The sequence below is a fragment of the Microbulbifer sp. GL-2 genome, from assembly GCF_007183175.1.
GTDB lineage: Bacteria > Pseudomonadota > Gammaproteobacteria > Pseudomonadales > Cellvibrionaceae > Microbulbifer.
Genome location: NZ_AP019807.1, coordinates 4,779,061 through 4,795,253, shown reverse-complemented (window position 1 = coordinate 4,795,253; position 16,193 = coordinate 4,779,061). Strand labels below are relative to the sequence as shown.

At 43.5% G+C, this 16,193-nt stretch carries 9 protein-coding genes; 4 read left to right on the top strand and 5 right to left on the bottom strand.

The annotated features are described in order from the left end of the window. Positions 1-36 precede the first annotated feature (36 nt). The 4 genes from GL2_RS20665 to GL2_RS20650 all read right to left on the bottom strand — a co-directional run bounded on the left by GL2_RS20665 (position 37) and on the right by GL2_RS20650 (position 4,788). Entirely contained in the window at positions 37-915 is an 879-nt protein-coding gene (locus GL2_RS20665; RefSeq protein ID WP_143732609.1) for a putative selenate ABC transporter substrate-binding protein, read from the bottom strand. A 546-nt stretch (positions 916-1,461) separates the two neighbouring features. Next, on the bottom strand, positions 1,462-1,680 hold the full coding sequence (locus GL2_RS20660; protein ID WP_143732608.1) for a hypothetical protein: 219 nt from the start codon (positions 1,678-1,680) through the stop codon (positions 1,462-1,464). Between the two features lie 107 nt (positions 1,681-1,787). Then, positions 1,788-2,867, bottom strand: coding sequence for a serine protease (locus GL2_RS20655; RefSeq protein ID WP_232053699.1), 1,080 nt, complete (start codon positions 2,865-2,867; stop codon positions 1,788-1,790). Between the two features lie 1,303 nt (positions 2,868-4,170). Beyond that, positions 4,171-4,788, bottom strand: a complete 618-nt coding sequence (locus GL2_RS20650) for a hypothetical protein (protein ID WP_197736490.1) — start codon at positions 4,786-4,788, stop codon at positions 4,171-4,173. A gap of 820 nt (positions 4,789-5,608) precedes the next feature. Here GL2_RS20650 and csrA point away from each other — a divergent pair. From csrA to GL2_RS20640, 3 genes are all read left to right on the top strand, one after another. Continuing rightward, a complete protein-coding gene (gene csrA, locus GL2_RS20645; RefSeq protein WP_143732606.1) occupies positions 5,609-5,788 on the top strand; it encodes a carbon storage regulator CsrA in 180 nt (59 codons plus the stop codon). Positions 5,789-6,681: 893 nt separating this feature from the next. After that, on the top strand, positions 6,682-6,849 hold the full coding sequence (locus GL2_RS21595; protein ID WP_172621226.1) for a hypothetical protein: 168 nt from the start codon (positions 6,682-6,684) through the stop codon (positions 6,847-6,849). 176 nt (positions 6,850-7,025) lie between these two features. Further along, positions 7,026-7,706, top strand: a complete 681-nt coding sequence (locus GL2_RS20640; protein ID WP_143732605.1) for a hypothetical protein — start codon at positions 7,026-7,028, stop codon at positions 7,704-7,706. Positions 7,707-8,052: 346 nt separating this feature from the next. Here GL2_RS20640 and GL2_RS20635 read toward each other — a convergent pair whose 3' ends face one another. Beyond that, complete coding sequence (locus GL2_RS20635) at positions 8,053-8,784, bottom strand: NAD(P)/FAD-dependent oxidoreductase (protein WP_197736489.1); 732 nt, start codon at positions 8,782-8,784, stop codon at positions 8,053-8,055. 724 nt (positions 8,785-9,508) lie between these two features. Here GL2_RS20635 and GL2_RS20625 point away from each other — a divergent pair. Further along, the gene (locus tag GL2_RS20625; protein ID WP_172621225.1) at positions 9,509-16,066 is read left to right on the top strand and encodes a PQQ-binding-like beta-propeller repeat protein; all 6,558 of its coding nucleotides are present in this window, start codon (positions 9,509-9,511) and stop codon (positions 16,064-16,066) included. Positions 16,067-16,193 lie beyond the last annotated feature (127 nt).

Sequence of the window (16,193 nt, the reverse complement as noted above, 5' to 3'; positions counted from 1 at the left end):
GTTTAATAATTCCACAGCTGAATTCAGATATGTCATCTATTGTTGCAATATACCAATCTCGCGAGCAGTTTCCAGAATTGGTTCGTACATGGCGTTGTCGGCCTTAATAAATCTTTTGCGGGGAAATGTGGCAAGCAGTTCAGGATCTCGCATATTCAAAAACGCTTGTTGTACTTTGTCTGTAAATCCCTCGCCCCAAGTGTTGTTGACATCGCCTCTAATGGTCCAGTTGTAATTCGGATAGCCTGGGGTCTTCCATATTACTTGTACTTTGCTGTCATCGACCTTGCCGGCTTTCTGTTCGTTTTCCCACACCTTGTAGTTTATGGCACCGATTTGATATTTTCCCGATTGTACAAGATCCAGAGTTTTGGAATGATCTCCACCGAAACCCACCCGCTGAAATACTTCGACGGGGGGCTTGCCTAAGGTCTTGCGAATAAAGTATTCCGGCATAAGGCGCCCGGAGGTTGAATGTTTTGAGCCAAAGGTAAATGTCATGCCTTCAATGCCGTGAGGAAAGTCTTTTGAGGGTTTTAGCCCTGTACCTGTGTTGGCAATGAAGTAGGTGATGAAGTCTGCGTCTTCTTCTCCCTGGGTAATAGCCTTTGCGCCAGGCTCGGCAGAGCGTGCCTGTACCCCAGAGAGGCCACCAAACCAAGCTAGTTGCACTTTGTTATTTTTAAATGCCTCAACAGCATCGCTGTATGACTTCACCGGTATGTATTTGACCTCAACGCCTAACGTATCTGACAGGTATTGCGCGACCTTGCCAAAACGTTTTTGCAAGCGGGTCACATCCTGATCCGGGATGGCGGTAAAGATAAAAGGCTTTGGCTTCTCCTGCGCCAACACATGAGATAAGCCGCCAAGAATAACCAGGCTTAGGATGAGTGCGAGCAAGCGATTGAACATTAGATTCTTCCTTTGCGAAGCTGGATTCTGTGTTTTCAGATAAAAGCGTTGAGCCTTTATAAGGGGATATCAAATTGAGATGACAAGAAAGCCAATACAATCTTAGATTGGTATAGGTATGCATGCCATGCTGTAGTGGCGTATGCGCTCAGTTAACCCTATTGGGCAGGTCTGATTCCGTTATGCCTTGAAGATAATGCTGGGCCAGTACAGATACTTTAAATGGTCGCTGCCAGCGCGTAATAACCTCTTCAAAAGTTCACTTCTCTGTCGGTTCGGCACAGATATTCGGTGCTTTATGGGAGTTATTAATCATTACAGCATAGGCTGTAATAGACAACGCGGAGGCCTCAGCAAGATTATGCGTGCGACTCTTAATCTATTTACCCCTCTGAGTGAATGAGAATGTAGAGAATTCTACGAGGTACCGCTGCTGATTAGGTATTGGCAGAAGCCCCCCTGAATCAGCCACGTTTTCCACCTCACAACCAGAGCGGTTTTTACTTTCAAAATAAACTTCAGAGAAATACACAAATTAGGGTACAGTCAACGTGCTGAGCTACTTTTTTTTGACAGAGACTTCAGATTTTCAATTGTCTCCAAATCGGCACTAAACCATATTTGCAATGGGTAGGACTCAAGAATAACAACATCTTTTACCTGCCCCAATTGTTCCAGGCGTTGCACTTCACGCAATACCGGATCTGGTGTCTTGAGGCTGCCTCTCACCATCACACGTTGCCATTCGGGTTCGTCATCGGCCATTATCCCGCATGCACCTAGAAAAAAGATCAAAGGAATAAGCATTCTCATATTATTAACAAAGGCGCCCAAGGGCGCCTTTTCCTGAACTTGAGTGTGGTATTTTTACTTTATGGGTAAGTCGCAATCCAATCCTGTAGTGTAGTATACACGGTGCTGGTTAAACGTGTTCCGCAGTTCTGTGAGGGCGACCCAGTGGTGTGGATTCCGCGAACGGTGTTATTAGTATCTTTAATTCCACTGCCACTTTGGCCACCAGCTGTATCTAATGTATAACACACTCTATAGGTACTTGAGGATGTACTACCTGAGTCAGTCCACATAGTAGCAAATGGCTTATCTCCTGGGTATCCAGTAACACTATGGGTTCCGCTCGAATAGACCCCCCACCCTGAATATCCATTGTGAGGTGGTTCCGCTAATACAATAATTGCATAGTCATAGTTAGTGTCTCCATTATTATGCCATGCAGTGGTAGTCACAGCATTGCTCCAGGTTTCACTGCCCCAGGGTTTATAACTGCCAGATTGGGCCACGGTAAAATCAAGAGAGCTGAACCAGTTGCCGGAGCCATCAGAAACACAGTGCCCTGCCGTTAAGACATGCTTTGCTGTAATCAATGTACCGGTACATCCCACATCAATGCGGCCATTATACCAGTGGGGATTTTGCACAGTATTAGTGATTTGAACTCTGTCGTCAGCGCCTATTACAACTGTGGGTAGCAGTCGCTCCTGACTATCGACCATGGTGGGCAATTGTCCTTTTGATGAAAAAACACTTGAATCCAAGCCTTGAGATTCAAAAATCGCTATCGCTTGCTCCAGTAATGAAAGCGATTTTTCATCTACTTCTGCAATATATTGCTTGCCGTCAGGAGTAACTGCAATGGCACTTAAAGCTGAGGTGCGCTCTATTAACGTATATTCTTTCTTTACAGCGGTCTCGTCCACTACCGGCTGCTTGGCAACATTATGCCCGCTTATAAAACTTGCTGTTTGGCCTATTTCAACAAAATTGTACAGAGGATCTGCATACGACGCCCCTGAGAGTACTGCCAGTGCAAGAAAAATATGAGTTCTGTTCATATCTAATCCCTCTAAATTAATAGATGTTAAGTAGCGGTACGACCATTTTTTGTTTTCACACTTAATTCTTGTGCGGGCGCATAATATAGTACTGTAGTACATGTTTACAACTCGATAATTGTGAGTTAGAGGATAACCAGCGCCAGTTTTTATAACAAAAATTACTCTGAGAATTTCTAGGAATAACTAACATTCCTAATGTATAAAATTGGAAGATCTTGCGACTGTTGGTATTTATTAAAATACCATGCAAATAATTAAAGATATTCTTTCAGTCAAGTCTGTGGATAGCCGTTGTTTCGTGTACTATCGTATGCACGAAAAAACACTAATCGTAATAATTTCACATCAAATTTATGTAAGTCATACTTGATAATCTAAAAATGTTAAATTAATCGACTTGTGACAAAAGTAAAGTCGTCTATCTAAATTGCTCGGCAAGCAAAAATCATGTATTAATCATTTTTTTTGCAAATATAATTTTATCAATTTTGAGTCGGAAGGCTGGCGCTATGAGTGATCCAGCGTCAAAAGAGATAGGGGTAAATAAAATAAGTAAGCTGGTAGGGGTGAGTTGTTTTCTGAATAAGTCGCACGATAGATATCACTTAAAAATTGTGATAATTCTGAAAATACAAAATTTAGGGATCTGTAATCTAAGTGAAGGCTTTTATGCCGTTGCGCTGAATGGTAAACCCCTTTAAAGAAAGAGATAGAATGGCATTTAAATCATTTTGAGTATCACAGATGGGTGGCAGAGGAATTTGGGATAGGTGTGATTATATTTAGAGTGGCTTAATGCGCGAAAATTTTTCTGATTAACAAGGTATGGGGCTAAGAAATGTTGGCAAACCAGCAGTACATGTTCCTAGCGTTTGATCTGCTATTTACAAGGCTACCGTATCAACTCCGCTGAACCTACCAGGTGTATAAAATGACCTTCAAAGTTGCGACTTAAATAGAGCCAGTATTTTGCTGGGATGCCAACCACTCGAGGGGAGGGGGGAGGTTCAGAGTATCCTAAGAAGACACCTGGGATATGACATACTTAACCGAACCCTTGCCACCCTCACTTTACTCTCATCTGCCATCTGCCATCTGCCATCTGCCATCTGCCATCTGCCATCTGCCATCTGCCATCTGCCATCTGCCATCTGCCATCTGCCATCTGTCATCTGCCATCTGCCATCTGCCATCTGGCAGGTACAGGTTTCCATAGGTTTCTGCAGACTACCGCTTCAGCTTAGCATCAGCTGGTACGGTCGAACTTGCAAGTCTGAGATAGCTGCAAGATGTACTCGGTATCCAACTCAGAAACCAAGGTGCATTAGTCACCGATGCATGGCATAAACCAGAGGTCGGTAACCTTTCTTATTTAAGTCGCAATAATAGTGTTTAGAGCTGTTTACTCAGAGAATGAAAACTTAGCCCAGGTCGAGTTATCGTTTTCTACCGCTTTTGCAGGATAAAGATATTCTGTCCACTTGCCATCCCGCTTAATATGTACGCCAAACATGATATTCCAAGTGTTACCTGGAAATTTTTTCCGTAATATTTGAACTTGTCTGTGTAATCCTCTAAAGAATTTTGGGCGCTTTCCATCTTCGGTATCTTCATTGCCAAAATACGGCACCCAGAAACCAGTCCAATCTTCTAGCTTCCACGTTCCAGATTTGCTCCATCCTTTGTCTGTGCGCACTTGCTCTCCCATTTGAGCGGAGAGATGGAACTTGTGGAGATACCCAGTTTCCGTATGTTCTATGTAAAGATCTAATACCGTGGTATCCCCTTCTATGCCCTTAGCGCAAATGTAAAAGGAGTCTTTATCGTGTATTAGATTGATCGAAGCCTGTGCTGGCAGGTCGATCTTTGTGGCTGCTTCCCATTCATCGCCGCCACAATGGCCGTCTAATAGCACTACTTTACTGGTTGGTTTGATGGCGGTGATTTCAGTAGTATTAGCTTCAGCCGTAATGAATGATAGGGTGGCGCTCAATAATAGGAATTTTGATAGGTTTTGCATATGAGTCTTCAGTATGTTTCGATTTATGATTTCATAACAGTTCACTTCAATTAAAATTCGCTCTTTTGGAGTAAAGTGCTGGAAGTGAACTTAAGCTCATCGGAATGAAAACACTTGATGTTCCAATGACTATTAGCTGACTTTTTGCTGATGTAACCCCAGGTGGTCACCGATTAAAGAGGGAAAAGAGGGTGTTTAACCTGCTTAAAAAATCACTTTCCAGTCAGGGTATTGAGACCTTTACTCTTCAATCATTTCAAAAAAGGGCCAGCATAAACTGCAATTGTTAATAGTTGTCTAAAGTTTACCCAGCTTGAAATATAAAAAATATAGGCACGAAAATGATCTTATTGGATTTTATTAAGTTTGTTTCAGTGTCAAAGCGGCGTAAAATTGACCGATATTTATCGGTATTTTGGTCGTAATTGAGTGAGCCGATTAAAAGAGGCTTCAGAGATTCAAGAGAACCGCAAATTTTCTAAAAGACCCATCCCCTCAAAGGAGAACGGTAGCGTGAAGTAAGAGTAAGTAAAAGGCGCTGACCCAGGGTGCGCGAACACCCGGGGCCAGCTAACCAAATTGATAACATGACTATCAAAATGGCTATATGGATAATACGCTAGAAACCCGCTCGTCTTCAATAAAGTCGAGAACATTCAGTAGCTTGGAGCGTATCCCCAAGCTCTGGGAGCGTTGCGCCCGCCTTTTCTACTTCTTTGCCTATCGTCCTCGTGCACCTCCTCCTATTTCCTCCAAACGTTGAAACCCAAGCATCCCCACCCCGGAAGTGTTCAAAGTTTGTCTATAGAAGGAAATGAATATGCTGGTTTTAAAGCGGCGGACAGGTGAAAACTTAAGGATTGGATCCAATGTCTCAGTCACAGTGCTGGAGGTTCAAGGTAATCAAGTGAAGATAGGCATAAGTGCCCCCAAGTCACTGCCTATTCACCGTGAAGAAATTTATCTGCGGATCAAAAGGGAGCAGAAGGTGAGGGACTGAATATGCCTAAGGGGCGGGGCCATTCTCATCAACGGCCTCTAGCTCTTGCGTGAGGAATGAACGACCATTCCAGTTTATCAGCCTGAGATAGGGGCCTTGCTGAAAGGTAGGTGCTTGGATACAGTTTGGCGCTTACGGCCAAGAGCACAATTCTGGACACCTATAGCTTATGACGTAAATCAAAAGCGGTTCATAGATCACATTTCTACTAATTCTGGACATCCAAAGATTAAGAGAAACCTATTTTCCCACAGCAATCGACACACTTGGCGATAGCGAGGGGGGCCAGCTGGTTGTATGCTGGTTAGCTTCCACACAATCAAGCCAGGAACGCCATCGGAACCCATATCAGCCAGCTGACTCTGAAAGAACGATACCAGATCGAAATCCTCAGCGGCCAGAGCTATTCAGCACGAGCCATTCACAACAACTCAGTTGTTCATACGAAACCATTACCCGCTTAACTGGCGGCCACGCTTGCCGCGAAAAGGCAAGCCCTATCTGGCGGTGTGTAAAACCATAACAATTCGAGAATGGTGCTGAATTCGTGGGCCACCAGTCGATCGTGCTTAAACTAGGTTGCAATATATTGCCAGGCCGTATCACGCATGGGAACATGGGTTAAACGAAAATACCAATGGGTTGTTGTGGGGCCCCTTCCTAAAAGGGATGGAAATTGTCAAGCTACCGAAAAGCCAGATTGACGATGCAGTGTTTCTTGTTAATGCCCGGCCGAGAAAAATGTTAAATTATTGGAGCCTACTGGAATTTCTGGTGGGTAAGCGTTTGGGGCTTATGTTGGTAATCTAGGTTTTGCTTCTTAAAAACTAGGTCAGTTGTATTTGGTAAGCTGATAAGTAGTACTCTTGTTTAAATTTCAGGAAAATACAGTTGTGAAAATTGATTTATTTTTAATTTTGCGTGATACTGCAAGAGTATTTTCCATAAATATTTTTAGTGCTTTTGATTCAGTTGGAATCTTTTGTGTTTCGATAAGGTGGCTTGGTTTTGCCGAATTATTCGGCTTACTTATATCCAATTTTATGGCGGCACCCTCATGACTGTGCCATGTCTTGGTATTTATGGGTTTAACTTTTCCATTAGATATCTTGTAAAATTTGGATTTGGTACAGTCGTGCTATTGAATTGAATTATCACGGAAGTAGTTTCTAGAATTATTGGTGTATTCTAATCTTCCATTTTTTGTGGAATTTTATTCAAAAGAAGGATTTTCTAGATGAATTTTACTGTCATTTCAATAGCTGTTTTTCTTGCATCTATATCACTAGGTGTATTAGCTGAGTCACAGATTGAGCTTGAGAGTGAGGCTGGCGACTATATTGGTCAGGGATTGAGCTACCTATACGATGACGATAATGCAAAAATTTCTTACAAGAGAAACTATGACAACGGAATCACAGTTTCTATTTCGAACCTTGCAAATGAACCATATTTAAGCTGGACATTGAATTTAGCTGCACCTGGTGATGAAGAGATTAAAGTCGGCAACTATTTACTAGCAGAGCGCTTTCCTTTTCAGGGTGCTGATAAACCTGGACTTTCATTTTCAGGGCAGGGGCGTGGTTGCAATACTGTCTCAGGAGAGTTTGAAGTTTATCAGGTTTCTTACGATGACGATGGGGATTTGACTTCGCTTCATGCTGGCTTTGAGCAACATTGTGAGGGAGGTGACCCATCATTGAAGGGTATTGTTTCTTATAATATCGCTGCAGAAAGTGATTCAATTGGCGTTAATGTAAATGGGATGGCACCAAACAAGCTTATTTGTGAAAATAAAACTTCTGGCCAGAAAATTACTGCAACAGTTGATGGATTGTCCCACGATTGTAAACAATATGGACTGCAAGTTAACCCGGGTGATGATATATTTATCAAAGTCCGTGGTATATCAAATTAGTTTTGATTGAAATGAGCGCCTTTGGCGCTCTTTCCTTAGCTCTTGGCTCAACCCAGAGCTAATACTTTAAATTCTCAATTTTTCTATGCTAAGCATAAAGAATGATCAATACCTTTGAGATGGAAGTTTTGGTTTTTATTGGCATCTCTATTCTGTATTTGAATCTGAACGTGATTCGTATTTCGTGGATCGCTTCTATCTATATATCTACTTGTGCCTTAGAATCTCCATCGCAGCATTATGCCTAGGCACTCCGGTAACCCCAGCTCCCGTGTGACTACCGGAAAGACTAAGATACGAGCTCTGAATGGGTGTACGGTAATCCGTAAAACCCGTAAAGGGCCGGTTACCCCACAATTGGTCCAACCCTAAGGCGCCATGGCGGATGTCGCCCCTGATCAAACCAAACTGGCGCTCTAAATCTAGCGGAGAGTGGATTTACGCGGCGATAGATGGCATCACGGAAATTGGGGGCATAGCTAATGACGGTATCGATAATGGTTTCCGCTGCCTGCTCACGATAGTCGTCCCAGTTTTTGCCATCCGATAGTTCTGGAGCGAATTGCTGGCAGAATAAACTGGCGACATGTTGGCCCTCGGGGGCCAGGGAGGGGTCGATGGTGGAGGGTATCAATATCTCTACAATGGGCTGCTTCGACCAGCCGTATTGTGTCGCATCCACGTAGGCCCGCTCCAAGTAATCCATGGTGGGGCCAATGACTATTCCAGACTGGTGGTGTGGTTGTAAATGAGTTCCGGGTTTGCAGGTGAAGTCTGGCAGTTCAGATAGTGCCACATTCATACGGAAGGTGCCGGAACCTACCTTGAAACCGCGCACACGGCGGCGGAACTCTGGCTCTAGATGCTGCTCGCCAATCAACTGGGAGTAGAGTAGTTTGGGTCCAACATTAGCGATTACTTTGCTGTCGGTAACGGTTTCCCCGCTGCTTAGCCGTACCCTGGTAGCGCGATTGCCATCAATCAACACCTCCTTAACTTCAGCTTTTATGCGAATGGTGACTCCGAGATGCTCCGCTTCTTTAAGCATGGCCTGGGTGATAGCACCCATACCACCCATTGAATGACCCCAAGCGTCTTACGATGTTCGACACCCACCAATTGGAAAGCATTGAGATGGAAGTCAAACGCTTGCCTCAATTGGTTGGTTGTCAGAGATTCTGCGCAGAAACAGGTGACATGCTGCTCCCTATAGCCTATCGAGACAGTTGATAGGAGCTTAGGCAAAGAGTTACACAGCATGTAAGTCACTCCTGTTGAATTGGCTGAGATTAGCAGGGGGGAAAGAAAGTGTTGGCAACTGCGTAACCCATGCACCTCGCGTTTATTCGGATACAGTTGCCGGCCCCTCCAGTCTACCGGCTTTAAATAGTGGTTCAGCTGAAAAAACAAAGCCTTTGGGCATATCCCGGTACCCTTCGCCCACCAGAGGTAATAGGCTTTAGGGCTGTTCAGTTGATATTACAGCGTGAATACGTTGCTGGATCGAGGTGTAATTGGGACTGTGATATCAAGAGCAAAGGTCTCGGTCAGTTTTTGCATCCTGCCCTCAACCCGCTGGTGCTCATAGCCCTTATCGGACTCGGAATCCCTACGACTAAGGAATGCCCCTCGCACATCGCGGCAGACACAATGATAATAAGGTGCCGTATTCCAGGTTAGGTTTTGCAGTTCATTTAATAGCTGTATATGATTCGCGGCCACTGATTGTAAAGAAGCGCAAAGTGGCTAAAAGGCCACGATTTATGCTGCTCAGGTACTACCGCACTAAGTACACAGGCTTGGTGAGTGAAAAGGATTGGGATATGGGATCGCGAACAACGGCATTTAATTTAAAGCTTATACTGGCAGGTCTCACTGTGGCTTTATTAGGTTGCGGAGGGGGAGGAGGCAGTGACTCTTCACCTGAACCCGAGCCACCAGCCCCCCCACCCGTGACGTATTCACTTTCAGGGGCAGCCGTTAAGGGGCCACTAAGTTTTGCCACTTATAAGATTCATGAAGTTTCTTTTGAAGCGGAGGACTTAAAGGGGGATGTTGTCACGAGAGGTGAAACCACGGAGTTAGGTAAATTCACTGAGGTAGGCTTAGATCTTCCGGGTAATGGTTACTATCTAATTGAATTTTTGGCTGGTGATGCCACGGTAGACCTAACGACTGGAATGGCTCCAATCCTTCCTAGCTTGTCGACAATTGTTGAATCTGAAGCTCTCGAGAAATCTAAAGATATCTTCGCAACACCGCTAACAACCATCGTAGTTGATCTGATCCGGCGTGGAAATATCGAAGATAAGCAGGGATTGACCGATGCTTTGATATCCCAATCCCTGATTGTTAAAAGTCAGTTAGGCTTTGACCTGCTAGATAAGGTAGACCTTTTTCATACGCCACCAGTGGCTTTTGGGAATGAGGCCGATCTTGATGGTATTTTGAGCTACCGTACCGCTTCTGAAGCTACCGCGTCTCTTGTGTGGGCTTTAAAAAACGAGACAGATATAAGCACTTCAACAGTACTGGAGTTGTTAGTTTCAGATCTAACAGATGGGGCATTAGATGGCCTTGCCGAAGATCTTGATACAAGTACCACGCAGGCAATACAAGATAATTACGACTTTGTGTCCAGGCTGAACGTTGGTGAGCTACCTGTGCCCAACACCTTTGATCCCGAGTCTTCAGGCACTGAAACTCCTCTCAAAGTTGGTGGTTTAGTTAAGCTCCTTATTCATGAAACACGTCAATATGACAGTTCAAGAGAGATCTCAGCCTGGGGGGGTAAACCAAAATACTCCATTATCAAAGCTATCGGAGCCGACTTAGATGGGGATGGTACCCCCAATGACGTTGACAATGATATTGACAATGATGGCGTAGAAAACGAGAACGACGCATTCCCTTGGGATAAAACAGAGTCATCAGATCTGGATGGTGACGGTGTTGGTGATAATGCTGACCATTACGATCTTGATGCGTTGTGCTCCCGGATAAATGAAGGTGATGGGGAGATCTGTTTCGCTACTCTGACCGATACACTAGCTTTGGATGAAGTATTTTCTGATGCGAATGGTGTTATATATCTCGGGTTTTCTGAAAATGGGGTTTATGATTTTTACCAGTGGAGTTCAGAGACTCTAAACTTCACTGGAAAATTTGATCTAGTAGTTGATAATCAAAATCCCGAGATTGTACGTTACCATGATGTGCATAAGAGAGTATATCTTGCTTATAGTGATGGCTGGATCCGATATTTTTCAATTGATACACCTGAAAAAATAGTTGACCTCATTCAGATGCCTGTTGGTGCAACCGGACTAGCGGAAGCGGGCAATTATTTATTGGTTCAAGATGGTCTGGGAGCTCGGAACTCACATCATGTCTTGTCTAAGGATGGGAGTTTGTTAGATAGCAAGGATCTGAATAGGTATTCTCAATATTACGCTTGGAACGATGTAAATAGCCGGCTTTATCATTTTAGAGACGGCACATTCCCTAATGATATACATTTTGAGGAAATCTCTCAGTCGAACGGTACTATAGGTGTCCAAGGGGAATCTCCTTACCATGGTGATTACACTATCAGAGGCCCGATTCTGATTGTAAACGGTGGTAATGGAGTGCTACTTGGTAGTGGTGATTATTACGAAGCCAGTGATTTGAGTTTAATTGGTTCCCCAGTAACTAGTTTTGATTATGGGTTTTCCGATAGTAGTGTGATTGTAACCCTATCAGCGTCTGTTACTAATAATAGAAGCTCTTTAGTTGCTTACAATAACAATTTTGAAGCGTTTTTTTCTGCTACCTATTCTGGACTTCCTGAGAGCTTAGTACAGTTAGCTGAAGTGGCCTTAGTCATTACTTATACTGAAAATCATGGCCGTAAGTATCAGCTCGTTGAGCTATTAGATGATATAGATGGCGATGGAGTTCCGAATAGAGAGGATGCATTTCCAAACGATAGCGCTGCATCAATTGATTCTGACCTCGATGGCGCGCCCGACTCATGGAATGATGGATATGATCCTTCTGTGGGAGAATCTAGCTTAAGCCTCGATTTATTTCCTCTGGATTCAGCCTGCTACCTTGCAGGGCATGGCATAAATGGTGTTTGTGATATTCAAGGGCAAGTGCAGGTCAAAAATGTAGATGATATTGCTCGAAGAGGAGACGTGCTTTATTTACTGGATGACAATTCCAGCTCAATCTGGAAGTGGGATACGACAACTGGTAAATATTTAAATCCTTTACATTTGGGGCACTTTGAGAGCAACGGTAAGGCGATGTCTATTAATGTCGCCAATCCATCCTCGGTATTGGTTAGTTTTGAGAATGGTAAACTTCTTGAGTTTAGTGAAACTTTACCCATAAAAAACCAGGAGGTGGCCTCGTTTGAGGGGAGTCTGAAGGCATTAATAAGTGCCGGTGATTTCTATGTGGCAGTTGCTGGAGGTGGTCTAGATAGCGCTTATTTGAATTATCACTTGCTTGATAAAAGCTATGTGGCTAGAGATAGTTACAATTGGGTAAGCAGGCCAAAGGAGCTATTTTACGGGGAAGAAACTGGCCGATTTTATTATTCTTCTTCTTATGGAGATTTAAATAGCTTTAATATTGATAGTGATAGAAAGGAGTTTTCCGGGTATCAATATTATTACTTCGGAGAGTCTTTAGGTGCATGGCTGTCACAATCACCGGATGGTAAATTATTTGTGACTGGAGAGGGAAGTGTTATCCAGGGATACCCTGCTAACCCCTTCGTTAGTGCACTTGATTTGAGCTCTTTATCTGAGGATGTGGGCGCAGAGATACAGCTACTGGATTTCGCCTGGAGCGAGAGTGTTGCTGTTGGCCTGGTTAAGGTAGACAGGGAGTATCTTTTAGCAGTTTTCAATCATGACCTTAGTGAGATTCTATTTAAACAGCATCTCGATATCGATACCTATATAGACCTCATTGCTGATGAAAATGGTGTAATACTAATTCATCAATCAATTGGCAATGAATTGAATATTGTAAATTATCGGTATGAATCTGATGCCGATAACGATGGTTTGCCAATGTGGTGGGAGTTGACCCATGGTTTGGATGACACTGACAAACTAGATGCCTTGAAAGACTCGGATGCTGATGGTCTAAATAATCTTGAGGAGTTCTTAGCCGGCAGTTCGCCTTTGATGGCAGATACGGATCAGGATGGGTTGTCAGACTTTGACGAGGTTACCACTTATTTTACCAACCCATCTAATAGTGATACAGATGATGATGGTATGCCGGATGGCTGGGAAGTGCTATTTGGGCTGAATCCGTTAGATGCTTCCGATGCCGATAGCGATTTGGATAATGATACGTTTTCTAATCTAGTTGAGTATCTTTTGGGCTCTGACCCAACAGTAGAATTATCTTTGCCCTCTCCAATTGATGAATTCTATTTCTCTTTTGAGGATCAAGAGTTACCGGATGGCTGGGTTCCACAAGGTAGCCCACAAATTGTTACTCAATCAGCTAGTGATGGGGTAGTTAGCCTATTTGCCGAGGGTAGTTGGGGTATTTCGACAACTAATTACTTTTTACCTGTAGAGCTTTCACTTCAAGCTCGGACTACCTGCTATTCCATCTACGATGCCGAATTGGTTATTGAGCTAAATGGTGAGAAATTATTAGGTGTATCTGTCTCCCAAACATCATGGGAAAAGATATCTGTTCCCATTGCTGAGGGTTACCATACATTAGATGTGAGGATTGAATCCTCAGCTAACGATTGCGGAATTTTGATTGATGAACTGAAGGGGGTTTCTCTTCCTACAATTTTTGAAGCGGGAGCCTCTGGAATTTCTATTTTTGAAAATCAGCTTTACCTACTTGATGTTGATGGCCGTGAAATAAAAAGTTTCGATATTCCTGATCCAAAAGATGGTAATTACGCATATGCACAAGATACGGTGATTTTGGATGATGGAAGAGTGGCGATTTTCAATGGGACATTTGAGCCTTATTTAAGTGTGTATACGCCAGAGTCAAACCTTTGGGAGCACTATCCAGCGCCTGGTTGGAGTATTAGGAGTTATGGCGGTATAGATGCTGTTGGAGAAAAAGTTTTCGTCACCAATCAGTCAACCAGTGGCAGCCCTAGTCAAGGGTATGTAAAGTTTGACTTGGCGAGTGGTTCTGTGAGTTTTGTAGATGGAGATTCATTTATAGATCTGACAGTTGGCGAAGATGGCCACCTTTACGCATTAAGCGGTAGCCAGATTTCTAAATTTAATCCGGAGTCTGGAGTTCTGCTCTCCAATATACCTATTGAAGCTTCACAAGCAATTGCCGTAGATGAGGCTGGTAATATTTTTTCAGCCACCTGGAATGGTGAGATACATCAGTTTACGGCTGGTGGGGTTCTGCAAAAAACATTATTCGTTGGCCAGACATTTAATGATCTAAATATTCGTAGTAATGGGGAGTTAGTTGCTGCTACAGCATGGGACGGGCTATATAGCGTTACGGCGGACTTAAGTAGTTTTACCAAGCTAGATGCGCGAGGTAAATTTGTTGATGTTATACCTGATTTTGACTCTGACAGTGATGGACTCCCTGATTGGTGGGAGTATGGCTTTGGATTAGATCCGAAGAATGTTGCTGATGCGGGCTCTGATTTGGATGGGGATGGCTTATCTGCGTTGCTGGAGTACACCTTTGGTACTCATGCGGACAACCCTGATACTGATAATGACGGCGTTAACGATGGCGATGAGCTGTTGATTTATGGTTCTAATCCTTTTGTTGCGGATACAGATGCTGATGGTTTGTCTGATGCAGCAGAGGTGGAATTAGGTACAAGTTTATTGGCGCAAGATAGTGACAACGATGGGCTTACTGATTTTACAGAGGTGAAGGAACTCGGCTCAAACCCATTACTTGAAGACACAGACAGTGATGGTATGGGAGATATGTACGAGTTCGAGTATGGTTTGGATTTGTTGGCAGATGATAGCGTTGGTGATATTGATGCTGATGGCCTGACCAATCTGCAAGAATATGCCTTGGGGTCTTCCCCAATAGATATAGACACTGATGGTGATTTCCTTTCGGATTTTGAAGAGTCGAATACCTATGGTACATCTCCAATTATTGCTGATACTGATGGCGATCATATGCGGGATGGATGGGAAGTGCTTTATGCGCTAGACCCCATTGATGCTGACGATGCAGCAAATGATGAAGATTTTGATTCTTTTACAAATGTTGAAGAGTTCTTCTCAGATACTTCACCTATTGATAGCAATAGTTACCCCTTACCTGTGGTATGGGCGACATATCAAGGCGGAGCAGCGCATACTGGTTATACACCGCTACAGCTAGATGTAGATAATTTCTCTCACCATTGGTCCGTGACATTACCTAATATGACGAAGTTACACCCGGTAGTGGTGGCTGATGGTAAGGTCTTCGCATCTAATGATTCCTATTTTGCTGAGCATAGAATTGTTGCTCTGGATACAAGCACGGGAGATTTGGCATGGGAGCGCGTTTATGATGGTATACATTCTATAAATCCCCCAGCTTATGACCGTGGAAAAGTCATTTTTCAAACTGGTGGTCATGGGGATTCCTTTATACGAGGGCTTGACATAGATGATGGCTCACTATTGTTTGCTACTAAATATGAAAATCAGTGGACAACTTATATGTCTCCAACTGTATATGATGGAGGGATTTATACTGCGGGGGGGTATTACGGAGGACTTTACTCATTTGCTCTGAGTGATGGATCGGAGTCCTGGTTTACATCAACAGCTCGTTATGAAGATTTTACCCCAGCTGTAGATGAAGAGTATGTATATGCATTTATTACTGATCTACAAGTTTTTTATCGTGATTCTGGTGAATTGGCTTATAACATTGAATATCCTAATTTTGACTGGAGAGGATACAGTGTAAATTTGGCTACAGTTTTGACTAGATATAACCATGTCCTGGCAATTCAATCGGGCTCTTTAGTTGTATTTGATCTCGATAAACGCAACATTTTGTGGGAGAAAACTTCTGCTGGATTTTCAGGGCAGCCAGCTTCTAGTGGTGGAATTATTTACGCCTTGCAGTCTGGCATTTTGAAAGCTATTGATGAAGAAGACGGGAGCGAAGTGTGGGCCTGGGAGGCGCCAACGTTGTTAACTTCAAATATTGTGGTAACCCGAACGCATATTTTTGTTGGGGGTTCCTCACATACTTATGCCATTAATATAGGTACTCAGGAGCTGGACTGGAGTTTTGAATCTTCCGGGCACTTAAGTCTTGGTGATGACGGAACCCTGTATATCGCTGGCTCTGAGTTGACTGCTATTTCGCTACAGTAACTGAATCTTTAATTTGATTGGGTTTTGTTTACTGGGACGGCTGTTGGTATGGTGGGGTAACTCACCATGCCATCAGTATTCGTTAGCTTGACGCAACCATAGTCTTATAAGGCTGCTGTATAGTGGT